9 protein-coding genes are annotated in these 13,502 nt (G+C 35.0%); 3 read left to right on the top strand and 6 right to left on the bottom strand.

Features of this window, described 5'->3' with window-relative positions; translation table 11 throughout:
- Positions 1-163 precede the first annotated feature (163 nt).
- A complete protein-coding gene (gene lpdA / locus AAYQ19_RS21710) occupies positions 164-1,567 on the bottom strand; it encodes a dihydrolipoyl dehydrogenase (RefSeq protein ID WP_343539303.1) in 1,404 nt (467 codons plus the stop codon).
- A gap of 358 nt (positions 1,568-1,925) precedes the next feature.
- Positions 1,926-2,384 (bottom strand): Lrp/AsnC family transcriptional regulator, encoded by a 459-nt coding sequence (locus tag AAYQ19_RS21715; protein WP_343539305.1) that lies wholly within the window; start codon positions 2,382-2,384, stop codon positions 1,926-1,928.
- A 296-nt stretch (positions 2,385-2,680) separates the two neighbouring features.
- On the opposite strand from AAYQ19_RS21715, the gene AAYQ19_RS21720 reads away from it, so the two are divergent.
- Positions 2,681-3,907 carry an aminotransferase class I/II-fold pyridoxal phosphate-dependent enzyme gene (locus AAYQ19_RS21720; protein WP_343539306.1) on the top strand — a complete coding sequence of 409 codons (1,227 nt, stop codon included), beginning with the start codon at positions 2,681-2,683 and terminating at the stop codon, positions 3,905-3,907.
- A 264-nt stretch (positions 3,908-4,171) separates the two neighbouring features.
- On the opposite strand, the gene AAYQ19_RS21725 is transcribed toward AAYQ19_RS21720, so the two are convergent.
- The 3 genes from AAYQ19_RS21725 to AAYQ19_RS21735 form a co-directional block, all read right to left on the bottom strand.
- Positions 4,172-5,188 (bottom strand): DUF695 domain-containing protein, encoded by a 1,017-nt coding sequence (locus tag AAYQ19_RS21725; RefSeq protein WP_343539307.1) that lies wholly within the window; start codon positions 5,186-5,188, stop codon positions 4,172-4,174.
- A 302-nt stretch (positions 5,189-5,490) separates the two neighbouring features.
- Positions 5,491-7,425, bottom strand: a complete 1,935-nt coding sequence (locus tag AAYQ19_RS21730; RefSeq protein WP_343539308.1) for an amino acid permease — start codon at positions 7,423-7,425, stop codon at positions 5,491-5,493.
- 377 nt (positions 7,426-7,802) lie between these two features.
- A complete protein-coding gene (locus AAYQ19_RS21735; protein WP_343539310.1) occupies positions 7,803-10,709 on the bottom strand; it encodes an FAD-binding and (Fe-S)-binding domain-containing protein in 2,907 nt (968 codons plus the stop codon).
- A gap of 406 nt (positions 10,710-11,115) precedes the next feature.
- Here AAYQ19_RS21735 and AAYQ19_RS21740 point away from each other — a divergent pair, with 406 nt between their 5' ends.
- Together AAYQ19_RS21740 and AAYQ19_RS21745 are read left to right on the top strand one after the other, a co-directional pair.
- Entirely contained in the window at positions 11,116-11,928 is an 813-nt protein-coding gene (locus AAYQ19_RS21740) for a mechanosensitive ion channel family protein (protein WP_343539312.1), read from the top strand.
- 608 nt (positions 11,929-12,536) lie between these two features.
- Positions 12,537-12,893, top strand: coding sequence for a hypothetical protein (locus tag AAYQ19_RS21745; RefSeq protein ID WP_343539314.1), 357 nt, complete (start codon positions 12,537-12,539; stop codon positions 12,891-12,893).
- 59 nt (positions 12,894-12,952) lie between these two features.
- Here AAYQ19_RS21745 and AAYQ19_RS21750 read toward each other — a convergent pair whose 3' ends face one another.
- Positions 12,953-13,243 (bottom strand): hypothetical protein, encoded by a 291-nt coding sequence (locus AAYQ19_RS21750; protein WP_343539316.1) that lies wholly within the window; start codon positions 13,241-13,243, stop codon positions 12,953-12,955.
- Positions 13,244-13,502: the final 259 nt, after the last annotated feature.

The following is a 13,502-nucleotide window of genomic DNA, read 5'->3' on the forward strand; positions in this document are numbered from 1 at the left end:
TGTTATCTTTTTAATTTAAGTAAAGATAGCATCTGAATTACACATCTAATTTACAAAATTTTTCTGAAACTTTATATTTTTTCAGATATTTTAAAACAGATTAAAAACAAAAAACCGTCAGAAATAATCCTGACGGTTTTTGAAATATGATTTACGTAAAAAATTATACGTGTAAAGCTCTATTTTCTGTAGCTGCCAATGCTGCTTCTTTTACCGCTTCCGCGAAAGTTGGGTGTGCGTGGCTCATTCTTGAAATATCTTCAGCAGAAGCTTTGAATTCCATTGCAGTTACTGCTTCAGCAATTAAATCTGCTGTACGAGCACCAATCATGTGAACTCCTAAAACCTCATCTGTTTTCTCATCAGCAAGGATTTTTACGAATCCGTCTAAATCAGCACTTGCTCTTGCACGTCCTAAAGCTTTGAATGGGAAACTTCCAGATTTGTATTTTACTCCAGCGGCTTTCAATTGCTCTTCAGTTTGTCCAACTGCAGCAACCTCTGGCCAAGTATAGACTACTCCAGGAATTAAATTGTAATCGATATGTGGTTTTTGACCTGCTAAAATTTCAGCAACCATTACTCCTTCTTCTTCCGCTTTGTGTGCCAACATTGCTCCACGAACAACGTCACCAATTGCATAGATATTTGGAGTACTAGTTTGTAAATGATCGTTTACTTCAACTTGTCCTCTGTCTGAAATTTTAACTCCAGCTTTGTCAGCATTTAATCCGTCTGTGTAAGGACGACGACCAACAGAAACTAATGAATAATCTCCTTCAAGAGTAATTGTTTCTCCTTTTGCATTTTCAGCTTGAACTGTAACAGCATCGCCGTTTCTTTCAACTGATTTTACTTTGTGAGAAACGTAGAATTTCATTCCTTGTTTTTTCAATACTTTAGTTAATTCTTTAGAAAGCGCTCCGTCCATTCCTGGAATGATTCTGTCCATGAATTCTACTACAGAAACCTGAGCTCCTAAACGAAGGTAAACTTGTCCAAGCTCGATTCCGATAACTCCTCCACCAATAATCACTAAGTGTTTTGGAACTTCTTTTAAAGCTAATGCTTCAGTAGAAGTGATGATTCTTTCTTTATCAATTTTGATAAATGGTAAAGAAGATGGTTTAGATCCTGTAGCAATTACAGTATATTTTGCTTCGATAGTTTCAGATGTTCCGTCTGCTTTTGCAATAGCAATGTGAGTTGCGTCTACGAAAGAACCTAAACCATTGAAAACAGTAATTTTATTTTTATCCATTAAGTAGTTGATTCCACCTACGGTTTGATCTACAACGGCTTGTTTGCGCGCGATCATTTTCTCTAAATTGATTTTTACATCACCAGAAACTTCGATTCCGTGGTCTGCAAAATGAGCAATTTCTGAATAGTGGTGAGAAGATGATAATAATGCTTTTGAAGGAATACAACCTACGTTAAGGCAAGTTCCGCCTAATGAATTATATTTTTCTACAATAGCAGTTTTGAAACCTAATTGTGCGCAACGAATTGCTGATACATATCCGCCAGGACCTGAACCTATAATGACTACGTCAAATGAACTCATAGTTTATCTTTTTTATTTTAAGCGATACAAAATTAAGGAATAAAGTTTTGTTTAAAGTTTAAATTTCAATGTTTTTTGTGTGAAATTTTGTTGAGAAGTTTAACCGCAAAGGGCGCTAAGATTTACGCGAAGTTCGCAATTTTTTTTTAATCTCGCAGAGTCGCAGAGTCGCAAAATAATTTGAATTGCCTCTAGCTTTAGCTGGAGGTACATTATTGAAGCACAAAAAAGGCTTTAGCCAAACTTAGAGAGTTGTGGCTAAAGCCTTTTTATAAGAATCATTTTTACATCCAGCTAAAGCTAGACGCAATTCAACTTAAAAACTTTGTGTCTTTATCACTCTGTAACTTTGCACCTCTTAAAAAGAAATCACCGTTGAATTCTTCACTTCGCTAATCATAAACATACTTTGTGTACTTCCAATATGCTGTAATGAAGTCAATTTGGTTACCAAAAATTCTCTATACGCTTCCATATCTTTTACTAGAACTTTCAGAATATAATCATAATCACCACTTACATGATGGCATTCTAAAACCTCGTTTAGTTTGATGACTTCACTTTCGAATTTGGTTAAAAATTCTTTCGTGTGTTGAATCAATTTTAAATGGCAGAAAACCACAAATCCTTTTTCGATTTTGGATTTATCGACTAAGGCTGCGTAGTTTTTTATAATGCCTTCGCGCTCTAGTTTTTTGATTCGTTCGTAAACTGCTGTTACTGAAAGATTCAATTTTAAAGACAATTCTTTGTTCGTCTTTTTGCTGTCGGTTTGAAGTAAAACGAGGAGTTTTTTATCTATTTCGTCAAGAATCATTTCTATTATTTTTTGAAGTGAAAGAAAATCTACAGAATCAGATTCTGCAGCTCAAATTTAGATTAAAAAACATTAAAAATACATATTAATAGTTTTAAAATCTATAAAAACAATTTCTTGTTGACATTTTTTCTAATTAAACTTTTCTTTGACTGGAATTTCTTTTGAAAATGAGTGCCCTAGCCCTGATAGAAGTGGAAATCCTTTTGTGCCGGGGTTCGGCACAAAAGATTGAAACGGATAGCAGGAAATAGCTCCTGAAACTTGAAACAAAACAAACAAAAAACTAACATATAATGAAAGACTTTAATCCAGCAGACAAAATTCAAGATTTGCAATACTTTGGAGAATTTGGAGGCGTGAATCCTTCGATTTCTGATTCTTCGACTTATACTTTTTTATCGGCTAAAACGATGTTCGATACTTTTGAAGGCAATATGGAAGGCTGTTATTTGTATTCCCGCCATTCTTCGCCAAGTAATTTATATTTGGATCAGGCTTTGGCAGCAATGGAAGGGACTGAAACAGCAAATGTTTCGGCTTCGGGAATGGGTGCGATTACGCCTACTCTTTTGCAATTGTGCGGTGCTGGCGATCATATTGTTTCGAGCCGAACGATTTATGGCGGCACTTATGCTTTTTTGAAGAATTTTACGCCTCGTTTCGGAATTGAAACCACTTTTGTTGACATTACAAAATTGGATGTTGTTGAAGCTGCCATTACTCCTAAAACGAAGGTTTTGTATTGTGAAACGGTGAGTAATCCGTTATTGGAAGTGGCTGATATTCGAGGTTTGGCAGCGATTGCTAAAAAACACAATCTAAAACTGGTAGTAGATAATACATTTTCGCCATTATCGGTTTCACCTGCAAAATTAGGTGCTGATATTGTCATTCATAGTTTGACGAAATACATTAACGGAAGCAGTGATACAGTTGGTGGTGTAACTTGCGCTTCTAAAGAATTTATTAATTCACTTAAAAACGTGAATACTGGCGCGAGTATGCTTTTAGGGCCAACAATGGATAGTTTGCGTTCTGCGAGCGTGATGAAAAACCTGAGAACGCTTCACATCCGAATCAAACAACACAGTCACAATGCGCATTTTTTGGCTGATCAATTTGAAAAAGACGGTTTAAAAACAGTTTATCCTGGATTGAAAAGCCACCCAAGTCACGAATTGTATAAAACGATGATTAATCCGGAATATGGTTTTGGAGGAATGCTGACGATTGATGTTGGTTCTTTGGAAAAAGCCAATGAATTAATGGAATTAATGCAGGAACGAAATCTAGGTTATCTAGCAGTAAGTTTAGGTTTTTACAAAACGTTATTCAGCGCCCCAGGAACTTCAACTTCAAGTGAAATTCCGTTAGAAGAACAAAAAGAAATGGGATTAACAGATGGTCTAATTCGCTTTTCTATTGGTTTGGATAATGATATTCAACGTACTTATGATATGATGAAGGCTTGCATGATGGAGCTAGGGGTTTTGAAAGAGGCTAAGATTCTAAGTTACTAAGGGACTACGTTTTTTTCAAACAATTACTTAAAATTTTCTCTCGCAGATTGCGCAGATTTGGCAGATCTTTTTCTTAATAAATAATCTGCCCGATCTGCGAAATCTGCGAGAGATTTTTTTTCATCAGCCTAATGTGCGACACAAAAAAAAGCCGTTCTGGAAATTATATCAGAACGGCTTTTTGCTTTAATTTTGCTCGAAATGTCGAAACGTTTTCCAATATTTGTCTTTGTAGATTTCGTAGCTTATTTCAAAAACACCTTCCTACTTTTTGATTAATTGATCAGCTACTTTGGTTGGTTTTCGGAAGTCTTTGCAGGCAAAAAAGATTTCTCTTTTATTATTTGCTGTTTCTCTGCCAATATTTAAATAACCATCAGAATCTGGTAAAATATGGATAATTTCTTCTTCGATTTCATCTAATAACTTATATGTTTTTTCATCTGGCAATCCATCGTTATTACAATCTTCAAAGGGAATCACAATTATAAAAACCCAAGGATGTGATGCTTTTTTGTCCCATTGCATTAACGTTGTATTTATCAAAGCCAAAACCACCGCGCCACTTTGCCTTTTTCCTTCAAAATTAGCATAGCCATCATTCTCTGTATTATGTCTTGTCCCTTCGTATCTTTCAACAAACTCCTTTTCTCTCCAAATTAAATAATCTTTTAATTTTTCAATCGGGATTAATTCTTCTGAAATAGCATCTGGCCCAACCACTTTCATGTTATCGATCAAAGTAACCGAATGCAGTTCTCCCAAATAATTATCTAAGAAAATATAAACACCATTGGTTACCATTGATTTCTTTTCTTCTTCAAAATCATCATAAACAATCGTCAAGTCTATTTCATCAGGATATTGCTTATGAACGTTTGGATAAAACTTTAAATTGTCTTTATTGAATTTGAAACCTTCATAACTTATACCTACATCTGTAATATCTAATGAAGGCTTAAGAGCTGTAATTTTCCAACCTTCAATTTTAGGAGCAGCATTTACCAATTCTTCAACGACGTAAATATTTCTAATCGCTCCGTCTGGCGTCAGAATTAATTCAGCGGTTTGATCATCAAACATTCCGGTTACAAAATAAATTCCGTCATGAATTTCATCCAATTTTGGCCCGAGTTTTTCAAAAAAATCTTTCTGTATATTGTCACCTATTTGAACTGCTTTAAAAAACTCTTTTTCGTGTTTTAAAAACCAATTCCAAAACTCGTTATGTGATTGAATTGGCGCTTCTTTTTTGCCCAATATTTTATCCAGAAAACCCATTTATTTAAAATTAAATTAAAATTTCACTCAAACAAACTTAAAGAAAAGTCTTTTCAAAACATAAGAATATTTGTATAAAAAATAAAGCTTTTAAAGGACTACTGAAGATAAATACTTTACACTTAAAAATTTTTATTTCACGCAGATTTTAAAAAGATTTATGCTGATATACGCAGATTATAAATGGAAAAATCAAAACTAGATCTGCTGCAATCCTTTTAAAATCTGCGTGAAATAATTAGTTATAAAAAAAGCCGTTCTGAATGTTTTCAGAACGGCTTTTATCATTTATCATTTTACTTTTAACTTATAACTTCAGTATTAAGTTTACTATTTTTTCGGCTGTAGCCAAAATAAATCAGCAATCCGATTATCAACCAAACCGTGAAGTAAATCCAGTTCCAAACGCTTAATTCGGCCATCATATACAAACAACAGATTAATCCTAAAAGCGGAATCAAAGAAAGATTTTTTCTGAATGCCCAAACGGCTAATCCAATTAAAACGAAAAGGAAAATCCACATTGGGATTTTGTGTTTGAACAATTGGAAACCTGATTCGTATTTCAGAGAATCGCTGATTGGCAGTCCTTTTACAACTTCGGCGTATTTTACCTCATCATCTTGATATTGGCTCAACAAATGCTCTAAATCTGAAGTTTCAGCCGTTTTATTGTTAACCTCAATACTTTCTAGATAATTGAAAACCTTTGTTGATTCCTCCTTATCTAATGAAGTTACAATTGTTGTAGCGTCATTTATCTGAGCTTCATTATTCACAAATGCCATTGTCGCTTTAGTATTGATCGCAAAAGCATAATACAATCCAACGATAATTAAAACTGGCAAAATGAATTTTGAATTAATATAAGGCGTTTTGAATTTTCCTCTCGGAATTTCAGGTTTATTTTGCAGCACTAAAACCCCTGCACAAACCAATACAAAGGCAAATAAGGTTCCGATACTACACAAATCAGTCACCATTGTAAGGTTCAAGAATAATGCTGGAACTGCCACTACAAAACCTGTTACAATAGTTGCAAAAGATGGCGTTTTGAATCTTGGGTGAACAGTTGAAAATTTCTTTGGAAGCAATCCGTCACGGCTCATACTCATCCAGATACGAGGCTGTCCCATTTGGAAAACTAACAAAACGCTCGCCATTGCTACTACGGCACTCACAGCAATAATTCCCGACATCCATTTTAAGTCTAATTTATCGAAAACAAATGCAAGAGGATCTCCAACATTTAATTCGTGATATTTTACCATTCCAGTTAAAACCAAGGCGATGGCAATATATAAAAGGGTACAAATAATAATCGCCCACATCATTCCACGTGGTAAATCACGTTGCGGATTTTTACATTCTTCTGCTGTTGTAGAAATAGCATCAAAACCAATATAAGCAAAGAAAACTGCCGATACTCCTTTTAAAACCCCACTAACTCCATTTGGAGCAAACGGATCCCAATTTGCTGTATCTACATAAAAAACACCAACTGCAATTACTAAAAGTACTACGCAAAGTTTTATAACAACCATTAAGTTACTTGCGTTACGAGATTCTTTCATTCCTCTGTAAACCAAAGCAGTAATCAAAATAATAATGAATAAAGCTGGTAAATCGGTCACAAAATGAAATGATCCTATAGTTGGTGCTGTTGTCCAAGCCGTGTGTGCTTGCTGTAACGCTGTACTTAAATTTTCGAAAGATTTTCCGCCTCGCATTAAAGCTTCGGCATCGTTAAATCCATTTGAAGCGGTTAGGTAATCCATTTGAATCCACTGCGGTAAATGAATGCCCCCACTCTGGAGAAGTCCCGTAAAATAATCGCTCCAAGATATGGCGACGGTTATATTCCCGACGGCATATTCCATGATTAAAGCCCATCCGATAATCCAAGCGATAATTTCTCCAAAAGCCACATAAGAATACGTGTAAGCACTTCCTGAAACCGGAACCATCGATGCAAATTCGGCATAAGCAAAAGCAGCAAAACTACATGCTAAAGCAGTAAAAAGGAACAAAAATATTACGGCTGGTCCTCCGTCTGCACTCGCTTTTCCGATGGTGCTGAAAATTCCCGCACCGACAATTGCAGCAATTCCGAATGCAGTTAAATCTTTGGTTGTAAGGTGCTTTCCTAATGCATCATGCCCGTCTGCCTCATTCTTTGCAACCTGTTTCAGAATATCCTGCACTGTTTTCTTTCGGAATAAACTTGAAAATGCCATATATTTTTTGCTATTAAAAATTGATTTATTTCAGTCGTTCTGGTTTTATTTTGCAAATAATGCAAAAATTATCCTGATTTCAAATATATAAAACCATTTTGTTTTTTTGTGATTTTTTTTCTTGCCATCAAGGCGCGAAGACACTAAGTTTTTTTTCGCCATTAAAATCTGTGGCTATATTTTTCTCTCGCAGATTTCACAGATCATGCAGATTTTGATTGTGCTGGAAAAAATTGCACAGATTTTTTAAAATAATCTGCAATCCCGATAACTATCGGGAGCGTGAAATAAAAAATAAATCTGCTCAATCTGCCAAATCTGCGAGAGATAAAATCTTTGCGTACTTTGCGTAATTCTTAGCGCTCTTTGCGGTTAAATTATTTCAAACAGCTTCTCAAAATACTCACAGGATGCTGCGCTTCACGACTTGTCCCATCATAAATTTGATGACGACAGCTTGTCCCTGCAGCGGCGATTTTTACGTTTTCGGCAGTGTTTCTCACTTTTGGAAATAACGTATCCTCGCCCATTTGCATACTCACTTGATAATGTTCTTTTTCGTAGCCAAAAGAACCCGCCATTCCGCAGCAGCCTGAATTGTAAATCGTAACGGTATTATTTTTAGGAAGATTCAGCATGGCAAAAGTCGCTTCAACAGAACTTAAAGATTTCTGATGGCAATGTCCGTGAATCTTAATTTCTTTACTTTCTTCCGAGAAAGAATCGGCTGTAATTTTGCCGTCTATGATTTCTTTTTTGAAGAATTCTTCAATTGTAAAAGCATTTCTCGATAATTTTTCTGCTGCTTCTTTATCATCCGCTAGACGGAGATATTCATCTCTAAAAGTCAAAATCGCCGAAGGTTCGATTCCGATTAATGGTACGTTTCCTAAAACCAAATCTTTAAAAACACTTACATTATGATTCGCAATCTTTTTCGCTTCTTCCAAAAATCCTTTTGAAAGATACGTTCTACCGCTTTCTTCATGATCGACAACCAAAACCTGATACCCTAATTTCGTCAATAATTCGAAAGCATCGATTCCGATATTTACGTCATAATAATTCGTGAATTCGTCTACAAACAAATACAATCTTCCGTTTGGAAAATCTGTTTGTGACGGTTTATTATTAGAGTACCATTTTCTAAAAGTCTTTTTCGCCAATAAAGGAACTTGTCTTTCTGGCGCAATTCCCATTGTTTTTTTAACCAAAGACTGATTCGAAATAAAATTCGTAATCGCTGGGAATTTGCTTCCCATTTTATTCAATTTGGCGTTATTGGCAAAAATCTTATTTCGGGTTGAAAAACCGTTTGCTTTTTGATATTGGTATAAAAATTCAGCTTTTAAAGTCGCTACATCCACATTACTCGGGCATTCGCTTGCGCAGGCTTTACAGCTTACACACAATTCAAAAACTTCGTATAATTCTCTCTGGTCGAATTTATTCTCTTTTTCAGAATATGTTAAATATTCTCGTAGTGCATTCGCTCGCGCGCGCGTCGTTTCTTTTTCGTTTCTCGTTGCACGATAACTCGGACACATCGCTCCTCCGCCTGACGGTAATTTTCTACAATCGCCAGAACCGTTACATTTTTCGGCAGCGCGCAAAATTCCTAAACTGTCTGAGAAATCCTGAAATGTTTTAATATCCGGTTCAACTCTTCCCGAAACTACACGATGATTTTCGTCCATTTTCAAAGCATTCACAATCTTCCCGATATTCAAAACCGAATTTGGATCGAATGCCAATTTGATTCTTTTCAGCAATTCGTAATTCTTGTCGCCAATCATAAACGGAATAAATTCTCCACGTACAATTCCGTCACCGTGTTCACCGCTTAACGAACCTCTGTATTTTTTCACCAAATGCGCTACTTCTGTCGCAATGGTTCTGAATAATTTTAGATCAGATGTTTTCTTCAAATTCAAAACTGGACGAAGGTGCAATTCTCCCGCACCCGCATGTGCATAATAAATCGCTTCTTGCCCGTGACGCAACATCATTGCCGAGAACTCTGCAATATAATTTGGTAAATCGCTCAATTCAACAGCAGTATCTTCAATCGAATCTGCTGCTTTATCGTCTCCGACTATACTTCCTAAAAGTCCAAGGCCTGCTTTTCTCAGTTCGTTGGCTTTGTCAATATCATTTCCGTAGATTTTTACTCGGGCGTAACCAAAATTGTTTTTCTCTAAATCTGCAATTAAAGCGTCGGCTTGTTTTTCGGCATCTTCTAAAGTATGCGAAGCGACTTCAAACAACATAATCGCTTTTGGTTCACCAACCAAAAAGAAACGGTTTTTAATGTGCTCCCGATTCGTTTTGGTACAATCCAAAATCGTATCATCAATCATTTCGCAAGTGTACAAATGATGTTTCATCGCCACCACAACCGATTCTAAAGATTCCTGAATCGTATGATAATGCCCAACAACCATAATACTATGTGGCGGAGGCAGATCGTCAACTTTCAACGTAACTTCGGTTGTAAAAGCCAAAGTTCCTTCGCTTCCGCAAAGCAGTTTTCCAAGATTTATGGTTGGTTCAGTTCCGCCAAATAATTCTGATTTCAACAGAATATCAACAGCATAACCAGTATTTCTTCTGTGAATTTCTGGTTTCGGAAACTCTTTTACAATTTCCTCTTGAGCTTCTTTTATTGAAAGTTCATCATAAATCGTTTTGTATATTTTATTTTCTAAAGTATCGCCTTTTGTTTTTTCGATAAATTCAGTCGAAGTTAGATCTTTAAAAACCACTTCAGAACCATCGCTTAGAATTGCTTTTACTTCTGCAATTTTATCGCGCGTAACGCCGTATCGAATCGAAGTTGTTCCCGAAGAATTATTTCCCACCATTCCGCCAATCATGGCACGGTTTGAAGTTGATGTAATTGGGGCAAAAAATACGCCGTGAGGTTTTAAGAATAAATTCAGCTCATCGCGAATTACGCCAGGCTGAACGGTTACGGTTTTGTTTTCGGCGTTGTATGAAATAATTTTTGTAAAATGCTTCGACACATCAATCACCAATCCGTCTCCTACTGCTTGTCCAGCCAGCGAAGTTCCCGCAGTTCTTGGCGTAATCGACAAGTTATGCTCTGCCGCAAACTTGATCAGTTTGGCAATATCTTCCGTCGATTTAGGAATCGCCACCGCATTGGGTTTAATTCGGTACACCGAAGCATCTGTAGAATAAAGCGTTTTATGAAGCTCATCGAATAAAAGTGTGCCTTCGAGACTAGCGGCTAATTGCTCTAAATGAGATTGGGTCAACATGTAAATGTGCTTTTTATAAAAATATTTCCTGAAAAAACTCAGACCACAAAGATAAAAATATCACAGGGCAAAATGATTCTATTTTGGGAATTTATATAACAACTTCGTCAGATTTTATAAAATTCTGAGAGAATCCTGTAAAGCCTGAATCTTACTAAAAAACTAATTTTAAGGTTTTGCCAAGTTGGGTGAAAATTTTTAAACACATAGAAACATAGATTTTATTTTTTTAATTCTGAGAATATTAGAAAAAATCTAGATTTTAACACATAGTATAACAAACTCAACTATGTGAATTTAAATAAATGAAATGCCTTTAAGCGCAATCCTGATAGCTATCGGGAATGTTTCTATGTGTTAGAAAAAATCAACTCAGCAAGTTTAAACATTTTACGCCTTTACAATTATGGAAAATTTCTTTCAGGACGTCATCAACCATCTCGAGGGTTACTACAATAGCATTGTCGATCTTACGCCAAAATTTATTCTGGCGATTTTGGTCGTTCTCGTTTCGTGGTTTATCGCGAGCCGTGTGGGTATTTTTGCCGGAAACCGACTCAAAACCAAAATGCACGATCGTCTTTTGGCGATTTTTATTGCCCGTTTAATTAAATCGGTTTTGATAATTATCGGAATGTTGTTTATGTTCCGAATTATTGGTTTGGAGGGCGTTGCACAAAGCATGCTTGCAGGCGCGGGAATTTCTGCTTTTGTAATTGGTTTTGCACTTAAAGATATTGGAGAAAATTTCCTTGCCGGAATTCTGCTGGCTTTTAAAAGACCTTTTTCTATTGGAGATATTATCGAGAGCAACGGCGTAAAAGGCGAAGTCATCAATCTCAACCTCCGCGATACCGAAGTCAAAAGCGACTCGAAAATCATTTATATTCCGAACGCGCTTCTTATAAAAAACACACTTATTAACTACAACAGCGAAGGTTTTCTGCTCCAGACTTTCACCGTCGGACTCGAATATGGTTCTAATTATACTCGCGCCATCGAACTCGTAAAAGAAATTCTAGGAAACAGCGAAGACGTAACCGAAAAAGACCACGAAAACGCCGCCGTAATTACTGATGTTATTGCCGGAGGAATTATTCAGCTTAATATTCGATATTGGGTTAAAACCGCTTCAACAACAGAAAATTCAGAATGTCGCTCTAAAATTATTGCTGTGGTTTTGAATAAATTGAAGGAGAATGGATTTGTTTTGAAGTAGATTTTTAAAAATCTAGAAGGTCAAAGATTTTTTTACTTCTTTATTTTATTCGTAATATTATCTTCAAATTCAAAAACTTTCAGATGGAAGATCATTTTTTTGACATTCAAACAGACAAATTATTCAAAAGAATTACTTTTTTTGTTTTGTTTGGAGTAGTACTAAATCTGCTTTTATTTTTCGAGACCTCTTATCTTGAAAACACTATAACCAATAGATCTTTTATTAATTCTTATGTAATTTATTGCGCGTTTTTAGGCATTTTTCATTGTTGTGTTTACAGAAAATTTATTCGCAATTTTCTAGTCATTACTATTGCATTTTTTTTCATAAATCTAGCATTCGGTCTCTTTTATTTTCTTATACTCACATTCAGTTTCGGAATTGAAGTTTTTGCTTTCATTGGAGTTTTACTTATCTATTTATCCATTCAGCTCATCACTTTAAGATTATGTTTCAATTTAAAACCCACTGCAAGTTTAAGTTTTATAACTATTCTAATTTTCATTGCTGGTTTTAGCATAACCTATATAAAAAAAGACTTCGATCTTTTTTATTATGGATTTTCGTTTATCTGTTCTGTATGGTGCCTAAATATTATAATCTCGGTGCTACTTTTCTCTGATTTTGCGTTTGACAAAAAACAAAAAACTGAATCAAGAGATCATTCAAATACAGGAGAAATTAACGTAGAAAATTTCCAAGATTATTTAAAAACCATATTTAGCTCACAAATAACCTTTTACGAAGCTTTCAACAAATTTCACATTTATGAAATTGATTGTTTTGAGGAAGATTTCGAATATAAATTAGCAATCGAATGCTCAAATGAAAATATCAAATTTTCAACCGTTACAAAAGAACCTAGTGTTGATTTTTCTTTATATGATTATATAATCGAAACCAACAAAGAAGCTGAAGATTTTGTACAACACATCTTAAAATTTGGCTGGCCAATCAAATAAGATATTTTTCAGGAGCTATACCGACAACGCGGATTAATTTATGATGACTTTGAAGAAATTTATTCAATAAGCCCTTCTGTAAACTTTTTAGAAAGAATACCAAAAGTTGGTTTTATAAAATCTTGAAAAGCATTTGCCTCTTCAAGAGTTTGAAAAGGTATCGAATGATCTTCAATCAACCCATTTAATGTAAAGTTTAGATGAGTAATGTAATCTTGAAAACTATCTAGATAAAGAGATTTTGCATCTACTAGTTCGAGACCTGATAATTTGTCAAACGCTTGGCGTTTAGCATTTATATACTCCTCCGCGCTTTTAATAAATTCTTCTTTGATTTTTTCGTAACTCATATCAGTAACTCATTTACTCAAATTTAAAAAAAATAGCGATTATAGCAAAATTTTGAAATATCTGGAACTTGTTGCAAAGTAGATCTGTTTCAACTTATATTGTGTTCAATCTTTTCGGGAACGGATTGCAAATTCAGGCTATTGGGGAATATTTTTTTAACACAAAAACATCTCAATTTAAAAAACAATACTGCTTTTACTGTTGGTTTTACAGAAATTTTTCGTGTTAAAATTTCATATATTTACAACAATAAAGCAA

The organism is Flavobacterium mesophilum, from assembly GCF_039581405.1.
GTDB lineage: Bacteria > Bacteroidota > Bacteroidia > Flavobacteriales > Flavobacteriaceae > Flavobacterium.